Origin of the sequence: Hymenobacter sp. B81 (genome assembly GCF_044628455.1) — a bacterium.
In the GTDB taxonomy this organism is placed as follows: domain Bacteria; phylum Bacteroidota; class Bacteroidia; order Cytophagales; family Hymenobacteraceae; genus Solirubrum.
Genome location: NZ_JBIYZW010000001.1, coordinates 1,108,246 through 1,121,771, shown reverse-complemented (window position 1 = coordinate 1,121,771; position 13,526 = coordinate 1,108,246). Strand labels below are relative to the sequence as shown.

Sequence of the window (13,526 nt, the reverse complement as noted above, 5' to 3'; positions counted from 1 at the left end):
GTCCAAACCCTTCTGCCATGATTGCCGCCGAAATCGACGTACCCGACCTGAGTGCCCTGCCCGCCGCCGCCGCCATGCTCCGCGCCGCCATCGGCCTGGAGGGCGCCACCATCGTGCTGCTGGAAGGCGAGATGGGCGCGGGCAAAACCACCCTCATCCGCGCCCTGTGCGCCGAGCTGGGCGTGACCGACGAAGTGAGCAGCCCCACCTTCGCCCTGGTCAACGAGTACCGCGATGGGCGCCGCCGCCCCGTGTACCACTTCGATTTCTACCGCATCGATTCGGTGGACGAGGCCCTGCGAATTGGTGCGCAGGAGTACTTCGATTCCGGCTATCTTTGCCTGATAGAGTGGCCGAGCCGCATCGCGCCGCTGCTACCCCCGCGCCGACTGCTCGTGACCCTGGAGGTGACGGGCCCGCAGGCGCGGCGAATTCAGTTGACAATGATCAACGAGCAATGAGCAATCAGCCCGTCCGGTACTGTTTCCGGCCCCGTTGCTCGGCGCGCAGGGCTCATGGTTGATTGATCATTGATTATTGCCCCCGAAGAAATGCCCGACCAGCTACCCCCCGGTTTTACTTCCCTCACGGCCCCGGCCCGCGCCTACGTGCCGCAGGAATCCATGCTGGCCGTGGAAACGCGGCGGCGCAAGCTGTTTATCGGGCTGCCGCGCGAAACCTCGCTGCAGGAAAACCGCCTGGGCCTCACGCCCGAGGCCGTGAAGCACCTGGTGAACGAGGGCCACGAAGTGGTGCTGGAAAGCGGGGCCGGGGAGCCCAGTAAGTACTCCGACCACGACTACTCCGAGGCCGGGGCCAGCATCGTGTACACGCCCAAGGAAGTGTACGAGGCCGACCTGGTGCTCAAGATTGCCCCGCCCACGGCCGAGGAAATGGAGCACCTGCGCGCCGGGCAGACGCTGATTTCGGCCCTGCAGTTTGGCTCCTTGTCGGTGGAGTACCTGATGGCCCTGCAGCGCAAGAAAATCAACGCCATCAGCTTCGAGCTCATCAAGGACCCCTCGGGCGCCAAGCCGGTGGTGCGGGCCATGAGCGAAATTGCCGGCTCGACGGTGATGCTGGTGGCGGCCGAGTACCTGGCCCGCTCCAACGAGGGCAAGGGCGTTATTCTGGGCGGCATCACGGGCGTGCCGCCCTCGCAGGTGGTTATTCTGGGCGCGGGCACCGTGGCCGAGTACGCCGCCCGCGCCGCCATCGGGCTGGGGGCCGAGGTAAAGGTGTTCGACAACCACCTCTACAAGCTGCGCCGCCTCAAGCAGAACCTCGGGGCCCAGCTTTACACCAGCACCCTCGACACGCACACCCTCAACCAGCAGATTCGCCGCGCCGACGTGGTTATCGGGGCGCTCAACGCCGAGGACGGGCGCATTCCCTTCCTGGTGTCAGAGGAGGCGGTGGCGTCGATGGCGCCGGGCTCGGTGATTATCGACGTGAGCATCGACCAGGGGGGCAGCTTCGAAACGAGCGACATCACCACCCACTCCAAGCCGGTGTTCCGCAAGTACGACGTGATTCACTACTGCGTGCCCAACATTGCCTCGCGGGTGCCGCGCACCGCCACCAATGCCCTGAGCAACATCTTCACGCCCATCCTGCAGGAAATCAGCCAGCACGGGGGCATCAACGAGGCCCTGTTTGCCGACGAGCACTTCCGCTCGGGCGTGTACCTCTACAAGGGCGCCCTGACCAACGCCGCCATTGCCAAGAAGTTTAACCTGCGCTACAAGGAGCTGGGGCTGATGATTGCCGTACGCAACTAGCAGCACGGATTCTGGCGTATTTCGGGGACGATTGCCCCGCCCGGTAGTGGTGCCTCGGCTTTGAGCCGGAGCACCACTTTCGTTTTGGGCAGGGTGAGCGGTATGCTAACGGAACGTCATGCTGAGCCCGGGCGAAGCATGACGGCCTTTTAGCTTCTGGTTGACTCCGGACGGGCGAAGGCGTATTCTTGGGTTTTGCTTTGACTCCGCCCCGGCCCTGGGCAGGAGCGGCGCGTACTTAACCGCCCGACCATGCCTTTCTCCCTCGACACCCTCACTTCCCGCACGGTGTTGCACTGCTCCGCCGCCGAGCAGGCCCAGGCCATGAACCGCTCGTTTGAGCAATACCTGGTGCCCATGCGCTTCGACGAGGCCAGCTTCCAGCGCCGCTTCCGGGGCGAAAACCTCGACGCCGAAGCCAGCCGCCTCTGGTACTGCCACGACGAGCTGGTGGGCGTGGTGTACATCGCCCGGCGGGGCTGGACCAGCCGCGTGGCGGCCATGGGCCTGGTGGTGGAGGCCCGCGGTCAGAGGCTGGGCCGACCTATGCTGCAAACGGCCATCGACGAGGCGCGGCGGCGCGGCGACCGGTTGCTGATCCTGGAAGTATTTGCCAGCAACGAGCCGGCCATTCGCCTCTACCAGCGGCTGGGCTTCCGCTCGACCCGCCGCCTGCTGGGCTTTCAGCGGCCCGCGGCGCCGGCAGCTCCCGCGGCTGATGAACTGACGCCGGCCGACCCGCTGGTGGTGGCCCGCACCGTGGGGCGCGAGGCCGACGAGGCCCAGCCCTGGATGCTGGCCGGCGAGACGCTGGCCGCCACCACTGCGCCCTTCGTGGAAGCCTGGACGCTGCAGGGCCAGGCATACGCGCTGCTGCGCCCCGATGCCGAGCGGGTGATGCTCATGAGCCTGGTGGTGCCGCGCACTGCGCGCCGGCAGGGCTGGGGCCGGCGCATGGTGCGCGCCCTCGAAGCCCGCTACGGCCAGCGCCTGCTGCTGGTGCACTCCCTGCCCGAGGGCAGCCCGGCCGTGGAGCTGATGCGCCACTGCGGCTGGCAGGTCTCGGCGCTGGACTTGTGGGAGATGGAGTGCCCGCTGTAGCTATCTTGAGCCGGTATTGCCTCGCGCCCAACACCGACGCTGCCCTGCCTATGCCTTGCTTTATTCGCCGCCCGCTAAACGGCCTGGTTGTGCTGGGCCTGACGGGGCTATGGGCCTGCGGCGGCCCCTCGGAAGCTCAGCTGGCGCAGATGGTGATAACCGAAGCCACGCTGAACACCTACAACGAGCGAGCAGCCAAGGAAAACGCTACCACGGTGCGCGCCATACAGGCCGAAGCGCAGCGCAACCGCTGGTATCGTAGCGACAGCGTGGTGTATGCCGAGTCGAAGAGTCTGCACACGCGTACCGACAGCCTGCGCAACTACCTGCACGACATCCGGCGCCGCCTGCTGCTGGCCACCGGTAACGAGTACGAATGGAAGAACCCGGACGAAGACGAGGCCGTGACGCAGTTGATGCTGCGCCAGCCAAACAGACCGAATCTGGCTGATTCGCTGCAGCAACAGCTCAAAAGCTACCACCAGTACCTACATCAGCAACTCTCGCCATCCACGGTTACGGTGGGAGCAGCCCCGGCTCAGGAGTTGCGGCTGCCCCGCGCGGTGCGCCTGCCGGTGGAGCCGCTTTCGTTCGGGGAGTTTTACTTCGCCGACGCGCCGGTGGCCGCCGCCGCCCTGCACCTGGCGCAGCTGGAGGCCCAGGTGCTGCAGCGCGAAACCGAGGCAATGGAGAACCTGCGCCGGAAGGTGGGCAGCCACCACCACCATGATTTTGTGCGCATAGGGGCGTACGCCATTCCGGAAAGCAACCAGGTGCCCGCCGGCGGCACCTACCGGGCCAGGCTGCTGCTGGTTAGCGCCCAAGGGAACATGCCGGGGCTGCGCATGACGGCCAACGGCCAACCGGTGCCGGTGCAATACCCATTGGAGCAAGGCCAGGTCAGCTTCCCGGTGCCCGCCTCGCAACCGCCCGGCCCGGCCGTGTGGGAAGGCACCATTAGCACCCGATACTACGGTCAGGATACCACCTTCCGCATTCGCGTGCCCTATACCGTAGTGCGGCCGTGAGCAAGTTGCTGACGCAGCGGCTTTACGCCTTCGGGGAAACAGCGGCCGTACTCGTGGCGTTGTGGTGGGCGCTGCTCATAGCCCCCGAATCCGGCAGCCGCTTCCGTTTCGTGGGCCTGGTTCCGGCCGGTGCCGATGGCTGGTCGTACAGCCTCTACCAGGAAAACGAGTTCGAGCCGGCCACCGGCGTGTATTGCGAGGTGTACTACCGCGGCCAGCGCCAGAGTGAGCTAGCGGCATTGTTTGGCTCCCACGATCAGGTAGAAGTCACCGACTTCCGGGCCGGCCAGTGTGGCCCCGTGCTCTACCTGCGCTACCTCACGGAGGATACCGCCATGCAGCTGCACGCCCTCTACGACACCCGCTGGCGCGCTGGCTATTACGATTCCCTGCGGGAGCAGGAATCGCACCGGCAGCAGGTGGAGCGGGAGCAGCAGTTGCGCCGCCGGGCTGTGGGCTGCTGGCCGTGAGTTGGGCGCTGGCTTTTTTCGCGGCCGAATGCTAGGTTAGCCGGTATATCCTCTGGCCCGGATTGGGCGGGATGTCACGCTATTCTTACCCCCAATCCTATGGCCCGAGTCAACGGCAACGCCCTCACGCAGGGCCTGAGCGGCAAAATCAGCAACCTGGTGTTTCGCCAGCTCGGGAAGGACACCGTTGTGTCGGCGGTGCGAAAGAACCGGGCCCGGGAGCTGGACTCACCCGAAAAGGAGGCCCATCACACCAAATTTGAGCAAGCCATTGCGTATGCCCGGAAGCAAATGAGTCAGCCCGGTGCCAAGGCCTTGTATGCTACGGGCATCGGTGGCACCCGCACCAACGCCTATCAGGTGGCCGTAGCGGATTTCATGCACGCTCCCCGGATTACGCATGTGGACTTGCGGGCGTACACAGGTCAGCCCGGCCAGCTGATTCGCATCTGGGTTACCGATGATTTTGCCGTCGAGGCCGTAGCGGTGCGCATTGAAGCGGCTGATGGCGCGCTGATAGAAGCAGGGCCGGCCCAGGCCCTGCCCGGTGGGCACGAGTGGGTTTTCCGCACGCAGTCGGCCTGCCGGGCGTTGGCCGGACTTACCGTAGCGGTAAGGGCCTCGGATAGACCCGGCAATCAAACCGAAGAGGTGTACGCGCTCTGAAGAGCACGGCATTGCTAGTCGCGGCTGGCACCCGCGGTGGGGTTTCGGTGCCAGCGCAGGGCAGCTTGTGTCCTGCTAGGGCCCAACCGGCCCACCTCTGAGGTGGAGGCGCCCTGCACCCACTTGCAATAATCCTACTACCGGTAAGCCAGTTAAATGCTGGCCGGAGTATGAAAAGTATAGGGACACCATAGGGACACTATAGCGACACCATAGGGAAAGGGTACCCGCGGTATATCGGCAGAATACAATCAGCAGCCAGGCAGCCCGGCAGAGGGTCGAGCCACATAAGGTACTTGAGGGCGGGTTTCAGTGGAAAAAGGCTGGCCTTCGGCCTGCCCGGCCGGGAGGGCCTAAAAAAGAGTGCCGCACCCAGGGGCGCGGCACCGGCAGGGGGCTCAGCACAACGGTTTAGCAGGGCGGGTCCGTGATACGAAGTAGCGTGAACTATGTAGTTGGCGCGCCGGAACGATGCTGCGAGAACGACCCCAAGGCGCGGGTTACGCGTATAGCGCGGCCTTCAATCCGCGTCCGCCAGAACAACGATAGCAGAATAACCTTGCGGCTCGGGGCACGCGAACTACATAGTTCGCGCTACATCGCGGGCCTTACTTACTCTCCGGCCAGCAGCAGCACTTTCCAGGCGTCGAGCAGGCGGCCTTCTTCCAGCAGGGTTTTGCCCAGCAGCATCAGGTGGTGGCGCTGCTCGGCGGGGCTTTCGCGGTACTTGTTGAGGGTGTAGGCGACCAGGGGCTCGTGGCGGACGGCCTCTACGTCTTCGGCGGTGGGCAGGGCGGCGGGCTCCAGGTTGGCCAGGCGGCCCAGGTTGTTGCCGGTCAGCACCTCGCTGTGGCGCAGGTGCTCGGGCAGCTGGTCGATGCCCATGCCCTTGTGGCGGTTGGGCTTGGGCACTTCAAACAAGCTTTCGGGCACCACGCGGGCGTACCAGTCGGCGCCGAGGCGGGCCACGGCGTCGAACTTGTGCGGGTCGACGCCGGGGCCGCTGGCGAGGAGGATGTCCTCGCGGAAGTGGGCCTGCACCACCCGGCACACCACCAGGTTGCCGCCGCCGTTGGAGTCGCCCACCGGAATGACCTGCTCGACCACGCACTCAAACGAGACGGGGCACTCGGCCACGCGGGGCGGGCGCACCTTGTCGGAGGCCAGCTCGGTGAGGCCGGCCTTGCGGAATTCGTTGACGCTGCGTTCGTACTCGGTAGAGGCCAGCGACATCTGCTCGACCAGCGGGTAGTCGCAGATGTTGATGACGCACTCGGGCACCTCGTCGCGCACGTTGTAGAGGGTGTGCTTCTGGGTGTTGTCGCGCACGCGGTTGGCGGGCGAGAAGATGAGCGTGGCGGGGTTGGAGCTGAACACGTTGAAAAACGAGAACGGGCTCAGGTTCACGTGGCCCTCGCGGTCGATGGTGCTGACGAAGGCAATGGGCCGCGGGGCTACGGCGCCGAGCATGAACTGGTGCCAGTCGGGGCCGGAGAGGGTGCCGGGGGTGATGGTGCGAAACGCGGCAGCGCTGGGGGAGGTGGGCATGTACGGGCAGGGGAATAGGCGCCCGAAGTTCCGGCTTTGCGGCGAATTAGTTGCGGGGCCTGCGCCGTAGCGCGGTGGTAGCGCGGTAGTAGCGCGAACTTTGTAGTTCGCGTGCCCCGCGCTACGTGCGGGCACTCCGTCAGCAGGGCCGCGGTAATTAGTCGTCGTACTGCCATTGCCGGGTGCGGCTGTTATAGGTGGCATTGACCATCCATTCCCAACGGTGGCTGGCAGGTAGTTGCGTCGGCAGCTGCGGGCAGTCAGTCAGCGCGCCATTGTCGGGTGTTGCTGTCGTACTCGGCAGTGACCCAGAGCCCGACGGAGTAGCTGAGCCAATAGGCATCAGTAGGCTCTTTATAGGGCTGGGTAAAGTCGGGTATCAAACGGTAGTTGTATTGGTCCCAGCCTGAGAGGCTTCGTGCTGTTGGGGGCACTATTGGCAAGTAGCGGGGCACTAACTGCGCAAGCGAATCGGGGTAGCGGCCGCGCTGCTTCTCGTACGCCTCCAGACTCTGGATGATTACCTCGGCCCGGCGGCGGGTGGCATCGTTTTGCCAGTCCCAGATGGGAATCATAAGCGGATAGCTCAGCACCCCGGCGGCCATCATGGCCCGGAGGATGCTCTTGGCGGTGGTCGGGAAAGACCTGAGAGAAAAGTGCCAACCCAGGTACACCCCACCTAAAACCAGCGCGCCGCCTAATGGAAATACCAGCAGCAGCGGCTCGCTGTATTCGGTGTGCAGCAGGAGCAGCAGCGCCAGCAGGGGCCAGAAGAACCAATGGAAAGTACGCTTCACGGGATACAGCGCGTTACTTGCGGCAAAATCAAGCGGTAATGATAAGTCGGAAGTCTGTTATTGGGTTGGGTCTGGTGGCGGGGTTGATGAGTAGTGCGCCCGCGGCCCAGGCCGCCCAGGCCGACACCCTGCGCCTGCGCCGCGACCTGCAGTACCTCACCACCACGCCCCAAGCCCGCAACCACCGCCACGTAGCGGTGCTCGACTCGGTAGCCTCCTACCTGGGGCGCGAACTGCGCCGGGCCGGGGGGCGGGTAGCCGAGCAGCCCTACCAGGCCGACGGGCAGACCTACCGCAACGTCATAGCCTCCTTCGGTCTCGAAACCGGCCCGCGCCTGGTCATCGGGGCGCACTACGACGTGTGCGACGAGCAACCGGGGGCCGACGACAACGGCACCGGCGTGGCGGCCCTGCTGGAGCTGGCGCGGCTGCTGGGCCGGCAGCAGAGCCTAAGGCAGCGCATCGAGCTGGTGGCCTACACCCTGGAAGAGCCACCTTACTTCCGCACCAAGTACATGGGCAGCTACGTGCACGCCAAAAGCCTGCACGACGCCCAGGCCCAGGTAACGGGCATGGTGGCGCTGGAAATGCTGGGCTACTACGACGACCGGAAGGGCAGTCAGCGCTACCCCTTCGGCCCGCTGAAGCTGCTCTACGGCTCGCGCGGCAACTACGTGACGGCCGTGCGCAAGCTGGGCGGGGGGCGCTTTGCCCGCCGCTTCAGCCGCCGCTACGACCAGGCCGCCGGGCTGCCGGTGAAGCGCTTCGTGGGCCCGGCCTGGCTGCCCGGCGTCGACTTTTCCGACCACCTCAACTACTGGCAGTTCGGCTACTCGGCCCTGATGCTCACCGACACGGCCTTCTACCGCAACCGCAACTACCACCACGCCACCGACTCGCTGGAGAAGTTGGATATGCGCCGCCTGGCCCTGGCCGTCGACGCCGTGCTGGCCGCGGTGCTGCGGGGGTAGCGGCAGCGCCGGAGGGGCTAGGCTGACTGCCTGATATCAGGTCTGGCTGAGCTGGTCGAACGGCCAGACAGGGCACGTTTGAACGTCATGCTTCGTCTGGCGTCCGCGCAGCCGAAGCATCTCGCGTGCTTTTCACCCGCTGGTGTTTACCCGCTACCCAGCCTGGTGTCCGTCCGCCGGTGCTGGCCGGGATACGGCCGGGGCGAAACCGACTCGGCTAGGTTTCGATTTGGGCAGGTAGGAGAGTACAGGCGGGTTTGGATTGGGCGGCGTGTACCTTGGGGCTACTCATTGCCCAACCAACGCCTCCGCCCTCCATGCCTTCCCCGCTCCCGCATCGCGCCCCGGCCACCGAAGCTCATCCCGGTGAAGCTGCCCCCGCCGCCGTGGCCCACGACAACAACGCCGTGGCGCCCGGCAGGATCTGGCAGGTCATCACCGCCTCCTCGGTGGGCACCGTCATCGAGTGGTACGACTTCTACATCTTCGGCTCGCTCACGCCCATCATCTCCACCTTGTTCTTTCCCGAAGACAACCCCGTGGCGGCGCTGCTGAGCACCCTGGCTTTGTTTGCCACCGGCTTCGTGGTGCGGCCCTTCGGGGCCATCGTGTTCGGCCGGCTGGGCGACCTGGTGGGGCGCAAGTACACCTTCCTGCTCACCCTGCTGCTGATGGGCGGCTCTACCTTCTGCATCGGCCTGGTGCCCACCTATGCCCAGATCGGGCTGGCCGCGCCGCTGATTTTGCTGGTGCTGCGGCTGGTGCAGGGGCTGGCTTTGGGCGGCGAGTACGGCGGGGCGGCAACCTACGTGGCCGAGCACGCCCCCGATAACCGCCGCGGCTACTACACCAGCTTTATCCAGACCACGGCCACGGTGGGCTTGTTCGTGAGCATCGCCGTGATTGTGGGCACCCGCATGGCGGTGGGCGAGGCGGCATTCGGCGACTGGGGCTGGCGCATTCCCTTCCTGGTGTCGTTCTTCCTCATCATCGCCTCCTACTACATCCGCCGGCGCCTGCACGAGTCGCCCTTGTTTGCCCAGATGAAGGCCCAGGGCAAAACCAGCGCCTCGCCGCTGCGCGACTCCTTCGTGCAGCCCGAAAACCGCCGACTGGTGCTGCTGGCCTTGTTCGGGGCTACCATGGGGCAGGGCGTGGTGTGGTACACCGGTCAGTTCTACGCCTACTTCTTTCTGCAGACGGTGCTCAGGATTGACCTGGTAGCGGCCAGCACCGTGCTCTGCGTGGCCCTGCTGCTGGGCACGCCCTTTTTCGTGTACTTCGGCCACTTGTCCGACCGCATCGGCCGTAAGCGCATCATCATGACGGGGCTGCTGTGCGCGGTGCTGTTCACCATACCGCTGTTCTATGGCCTGCACGCCTACGCCGGCCCCGTCACCCAGGTGACGCCCGCCACGGTGGATGCCGCCGGGCGCGCCGTGCCGGCGGTGCTGCGGGCCGCCGCGCCCAACCTGCCCATGCTTACCGTGCTGGTGTTCTGCCTGGTGCTGTTCGTGACGATGGTGTACGGCCCCATCGCGGCCTACCTGGTGGAGCTGTTTCCCACGAAAGTGCGCTACACCTCCCTGTCGTTGCCCTACCACGTGGGCAACGGCATCTTCGGCGGCCTGGTGCCGTTGATTGCCACCGCCCTAGTGGCCTGGGCCGCCGCCCAGCCCGGCGGCTTTCTGCGCGAGTACAGCATCTATTTCGGGCTGCTGTACCCGGTGGTAGTAGCCTTGGTTTGCCTGCTCATCGGCTCGGCCAAGATGAAGGATTTGCGCAACGTGCGGATCATGGATTGAACGGGGGCTACTGCGCTTTTCCCACCCACACCCGGCCGAGACGGATCAGGTAGAGCGGATTGCCGGCCGCATCCGCCACGGTGCGGTAGCGCACCCGCCGCAGAAACTGCGTTGCTTCGGCAGCATCATCGAACTCCCAATGACCCACGGGGACTTCGTGCTGGTAAGCCGTCCACCTCAGCTGCCCGGCTCCCGGCACTGCCTGGTACTCCGGCGGCAGGGGCGGGGCCGCGGGGTCGGGCAAGCCGAAAACGCCCGCGTAATACTCCCGACGACTGCCCACGCCGGCTACCACCTGCGACTCGCGGAAGACGGAATTCATCACCCAGACGGCTAAATAGTGGGGCTCGGCATAGTCTTGCAGTTGGCACTGCCACTGGGTATGGGTAGCCAGCAACGCCTTGAAAACCTCCTGACGGATGCGGGTGGGCGGGTTGCTGGCAAAGGACGAACCGTACCAGGGCGCGAGGCCCGGCCGGGCGTAATCGTACTGATCTTGGTGCAGTTGCCGCAGGGACCAAGGCACCGGTAGGTGGCTGCTCTGCGCGAAGCGCCGCAGCTGGCGGCGCCGGCCGCGAACTTTCTTCATGGGGGTGGAAGCAGGGGGCCGTTGCCTACCAACGGCCCCGGTTGCGACGATTCGGCCGCAAGATGCGAGGATTGTGCAGGTCCGCAGCCCCGACTTTTTTGTAAACTGCCCACCCTAACTCCATCCGACCCTTCATGGTAACCAACCACCCCCGCATCCGCACCTTCGACGACTACCAGGACGCCTACCGCCGCAGCGTGGAAGACCCCGACGCGTTCTGGGCCGAAGTGGCCGAACCCTTTACCTGGCGCCGCAAGTGGGACTCGGTGCGCGGCGGCGCGTTTTCGCCCGAGGGCCAGAGCACCTGGTTCGACGGCGCCCGGCTCAACATCACCGAGAACTGCCTGGACCGTCACCTAGCCAGGCGCGGCAACAAGCTGGCCCTCATCTGGGAGCCCAACGACCCCAAGACCCGCCACCTGCGCCTGACTTACCGCGAGCTGCACCAGGAGGTGTGCAAGTTTGCCAACGTGCTGCACAACCTGGGCGTGGAAAAGGGCGACCGGGTTTGCCTCTACCTGCCCATGATTCCTTCGCTGGCCATTGCCGTGCTGGCCTGCGCCCGCATCGGGGCCATTCACTCGGTCGTCTTCGCCGGCTTCTCGGCCACCGCCATTGCCGACCGCGTCAACGACGCCCAGGCCACGCTGGTGATTACCGCCGACGGGCTGAACCGCGGCCCCAAGCAGATTCCGGTGAAGCGCGTGGTCGACGAGGCCCTGGAGCACTGTACCACGGTGCGCAAGGTGCTGGTGGTGGAGCACCTGGGCTGGCCGGTGCACATGCACGAGGGCCGCGACGTGTGGTACCACGACGAAGCCCAGGACGTGGCCAAAACCTGCCCGGCCGAGGAAATGGCGGCCGAAGACCCGCTGTTCATCCTGTACACCTCGGGCAGCACCGGCAAGCCCAAGGGCGTGGTGCACAGCACCGCCGGCTACATGGTGTGGACCGACTACACCTTCCGCAACGTGTTTCAGGCCGAGGAAAACGACGTGTACTGGTGCACCGCCGACGTGGGCTGGGTCACGGGCCACTCGTACCTGCTCTACGGGCCGCTGCTGGCCGGGGCCACCTCGCTTATGTTCGAGGGCGTGCCCACTTACCCCGACGCCGGCCGCTTCTGGGAAGTTATCGACAAGCACTCGGTGAGCATCTTCTACACCGCGCCTACCGCCATCCGCAGCCTGATGGCCGCCCCGCTCGACAACGTGCTCAGCTACTCACTCGACTCGCTGCGGGTGCTAGGCTCGGTGGGGGAGCCCATCAACGAAGAAGCCTGGTACTGGTACTACCAGCACGTGGGCAAGGAGCGCTGCCCCGTGGTGGATACCTGGTGGCAGACCGAAACGGCGGGCATCATGCTCTCGGCTTTGGCGGGCATCACGCCCAGCAAGCCGGCCCACGCGGGGCTGCCGCTGCCGGGTGTGCAGCCGGTGCTGCTCACCCAGGAAGGCCAGGAAATCGAGGGCAACGAGCAGGAAGGTTACCTGGCCATTAAGGCCTCCTGGCCGGGCGTTATCCGCACCACCTGGGGTGACCATGAGCGCGCGCGTCAAACCTACTTTCAGCCCTATCCCGGCTACTACTTCACCGGCGACGGCGCCCGCCGCGACGCCGACGGCCTCTACCGCATCATCGGCCGCGTGGATGACGTCATCAACGTGTCGGGCCACCGCTTCGGCACGGCCGAAATCGAAAACGCCATCAACCAAAACCCCCACGTAGTAGAGTCGGCCGTGGTGGGCTTCCCGCACGACGTGAAGGGCCAGGGCATCTACGCCTACGTCATCTGCCAGGAGGGCGTGCCCGCCAAGGAAACCGACCGCGCCCACATCGAGGCCAGCGTGATTGAGACGGTGGTAGCCGAAATCGGCAAGATTGCCCGCCCCGACAAGATTCAGATCGTGTCGGGCCTGCCCAAGACGCGCTCGGGCAAGATCATGCGCCGCATTCTGCGCAAAGTAGCCGAGGGCGAAACCGGCAGTCTGGGCGACACCAGCACCCTGCTCGATCCGGCCGTAGTGGATGAAATCATCAGCGGCAAGAAGTAGTAGGGGCTGACGCTCACGTGTCTTGAACGTCATGCTGAGCCTCGGCTGTGCGGGGCATGACGTTGTAACGAAACCGAAAAGACCTCAGGAACCTGAATGCAAGAAGGCCCGGCGGTAGCAGTACCGCCGGGCCTTCTTGCATTCAGGCTTCAACGAAGCCTAGTAATCGTACTCGCTGCGGTAGTCGCCGCCGTCGCGCTTGCGCTTCTTCGACTTCTTGCCGCCGGAGCTGAGCAGGATGAGGGCGCCTGCGGCTACGGCGGCGACGGTGGACAGCTTCAGCACCAGGCTGGTGCGGTTGTGCTTCCACTCCACGGGGTAGCCCTTCTCGGCGTAGATGTTGGGAAACTTGCCGTGCACCAGGTCGCTGAGCACGCCTTCGACCACGTTCACGCGGTCGGCCAGAATCAGCGGCAGCCAGTGGGCGTACTCGTTTTCGCTGTAGTGGAACGCCGCCCGCCGGATCCAGCCGCTCAGGCCGCTAGGCGGCTCGGGCGTGCCAAACACGGCCGACACGTTGGGCCGCTCCACCGAGCGCAGCACTTCCACGTCCACCGGTTGCTTGGACTCGGGCCGGTGCTTGTAGTCGGGGTCTTGGGTGATGTTCATGCGGGCCCGCATGGGGTAGGTGGGGTCGTTCTTGGGGTCGGCGTCGATGCCCCAGCCCTTGATGTGGGCGGGGTCGATGGGCGTATTAATCACGTTCTTTTCCATGG

General features: G+C 65.4%; 13 protein-coding genes. 9 read left to right on the top strand and 4 right to left on the bottom strand.

From position 1 onward, the window contains the following. The first annotated feature begins 17 nt into the window (after positions 1–17). From tsaE to ACE191_RS05020, 6 genes are all read left to right on the top strand, one after another. Positions 18–461: a tRNA (adenosine(37)-N6)-threonylcarbamoyltransferase complex ATPase subunit type 1 TsaE gene (gene tsaE, locus ACE191_RS05045; RefSeq protein ID WP_400191093.1), complete on the top strand. Its 444-nt coding sequence runs from the start codon at positions 18–20 to the stop codon at positions 459–461. Positions 462–551: 90 nt separating this feature from the next. Then, entirely contained in the window at positions 552–1,781 is a 1,230-nt protein-coding gene (locus ACE191_RS05040) for an alanine dehydrogenase (RefSeq protein ID WP_400191092.1), read from the top strand. A gap of 252 nt (positions 1,782–2,033) precedes the next feature. Next, entirely contained in the window at positions 2,034–2,882 is an 849-nt protein-coding gene (locus ACE191_RS05035; RefSeq protein ID WP_400191091.1) for a GNAT family N-acetyltransferase, read from the top strand. Positions 2,883–2,932: 50 nt separating this feature from the next. Then, positions 2,933–3,910 carry a hypothetical protein gene (locus ACE191_RS05030; RefSeq protein WP_400191090.1) on the top strand — a complete coding sequence of 326 codons (978 nt, stop codon included), beginning with the start codon at positions 2,933–2,935 and terminating at the stop codon, positions 3,908–3,910. Next, complete coding sequence (locus ACE191_RS05025; protein ID WP_400191089.1) at positions 3,907–4,380, top strand: hypothetical protein; 474 nt, start codon at positions 3,907–3,909, stop codon at positions 4,378–4,380. Before ACE191_RS05030 ends, ACE191_RS05025 begins: the two co-directional genes overlap by 4 nt. 99 nt (positions 4,381–4,479) lie before the next feature. Then, positions 4,480–5,046: a hypothetical protein gene (locus tag ACE191_RS05020; RefSeq protein ID WP_400191088.1), complete on the top strand. Its 567-nt coding sequence runs from the start codon at positions 4,480–4,482 to the stop codon at positions 5,044–5,046. Between the two features lie 612 nt (positions 5,047–5,658). Here the strand turns inward: ACE191_RS05020 and ACE191_RS05015 are convergent. After that, positions 5,659–6,594: a flavin reductase family protein gene (locus ACE191_RS05015; protein WP_400191087.1), complete on the bottom strand. Its 936-nt coding sequence runs from the start codon at positions 6,592–6,594 to the stop codon at positions 5,659–5,661. A gap of 260 nt (positions 6,595–6,854) precedes the next feature. Continuing rightward, complete coding sequence (locus tag ACE191_RS05010) at positions 6,855–7,391, bottom strand: hypothetical protein (RefSeq protein ID WP_400191086.1); 537 nt, start codon at positions 7,389–7,391, stop codon at positions 6,855–6,857. 86 nt (positions 7,392–7,477) lie between these two features. Between ACE191_RS05010 and ACE191_RS05005 the strand changes: the two genes are divergently transcribed. Together ACE191_RS05005 and ACE191_RS05000 are read left to right on the top strand one after the other, a co-directional pair. Continuing rightward, complete coding sequence (locus ACE191_RS05005; RefSeq protein ID WP_400191085.1) at positions 7,478–8,362, top strand: M28 family peptidase; 885 nt, start codon at positions 7,478–7,480, stop codon at positions 8,360–8,362. A 317-nt stretch (positions 8,363–8,679) separates the two neighbouring features. Then, positions 8,680–10,167: an MFS transporter gene (locus ACE191_RS05000; RefSeq protein ID WP_400191084.1), complete on the top strand. Its 1,488-nt coding sequence runs from the start codon at positions 8,680–8,682 to the stop codon at positions 10,165–10,167. 7 nt (positions 10,168–10,174) lie between these two features. Here ACE191_RS05000 and ACE191_RS04995 read toward each other — a convergent pair whose 3' ends face one another. Beyond that, a complete protein-coding gene (locus tag ACE191_RS04995; protein WP_400191083.1) occupies positions 10,175–10,756 on the bottom strand; it encodes a hypothetical protein in 582 nt (193 codons plus the stop codon). 134 nt (positions 10,757–10,890) lie between these two features. Between ACE191_RS04995 and acs the strand changes: the two genes are divergently transcribed. Then, the gene (gene acs, locus ACE191_RS04990; protein ID WP_400191082.1) at positions 10,891–12,810 is read left to right on the top strand and encodes an acetate--CoA ligase; all 1,920 of its coding nucleotides are present in this window, start codon (positions 10,891–10,893) and stop codon (positions 12,808–12,810) included. Between the two features lie 159 nt (positions 12,811–12,969). On the opposite strand, the gene ACE191_RS04985 is transcribed toward acs, so the two are convergent. Continuing rightward, a complete protein-coding gene (locus tag ACE191_RS04985) occupies positions 12,970–13,524 on the bottom strand; it encodes a hypothetical protein (RefSeq protein WP_400191081.1) in 555 nt (184 codons plus the stop codon). Positions 13,525–13,526: the final 2 nt, after the last annotated feature.

What these genes read in the sequence shown, in the direction of transcription:
- tsaE (WP_400191093.1), top strand. Translation starts at nt 18, where the DNA reads ATGATTGCCGCCGAAATCGACGTACCCGACCTGAGTGCCCTGCCCGCC.
- ACE191_RS05040 (WP_400191092.1), top strand. Translation starts at nt 552, where the DNA reads ATGCCCGACCAGCTACCCCCCGGTTTTACTTCCCTCACGGCCCCGGCC.
- ACE191_RS05035 (WP_400191091.1), top strand. Translation starts at nt 2,034, where the DNA reads ATGCCTTTCTCCCTCGACACCCTCACTTCCCGCACGGTGTTGCACTGC.
- ACE191_RS05030 (WP_400191090.1), top strand. Translation starts at nt 2,933, where the DNA reads ATGCCTTGCTTTATTCGCCGCCCGCTAAACGGCCTGGTTGTGCTGGGC.
- ACE191_RS05020 (WP_400191088.1), top strand. Translation starts at nt 4,480, where the DNA reads ATGGCCCGAGTCAACGGCAACGCCCTCACGCAGGGCCTGAGCGGCAAA.
- ACE191_RS05015 (WP_400191087.1), bottom strand. Translation starts at nt 6,594, where the DNA reads ATGCCCACCTCCCCCAGCGCTGCCGCGTTTCGCACCATCACCCCCGGC.
- ACE191_RS05005 (WP_400191085.1), top strand. Translation starts at nt 7,478, where the DNA reads ATGAGTAGTGCGCCCGCGGCCCAGGCCGCCCAGGCCGACACCCTGCGC.
- ACE191_RS05000 (WP_400191084.1), top strand. Translation starts at nt 8,680, where the DNA reads ATGCCTTCCCCGCTCCCGCATCGCGCCCCGGCCACCGAAGCTCATCCC.
- ACE191_RS04995 (WP_400191083.1), bottom strand. Translation starts at nt 10,756, where the DNA reads ATGAAGAAAGTTCGCGGCCGGCGCCGCCAGCTGCGGCGCTTCGCGCAG.
- acs (WP_400191082.1), top strand. Translation starts at nt 10,891, where the DNA reads ATGGTAACCAACCACCCCCGCATCCGCACCTTCGACGACTACCAGGAC.
- ACE191_RS04985 (WP_400191081.1), bottom strand. Translation starts at nt 13,524, where the DNA reads ATGGAAAAGAACGTGATTAATACGCCCATCGACCCCGCCCACATCAAG.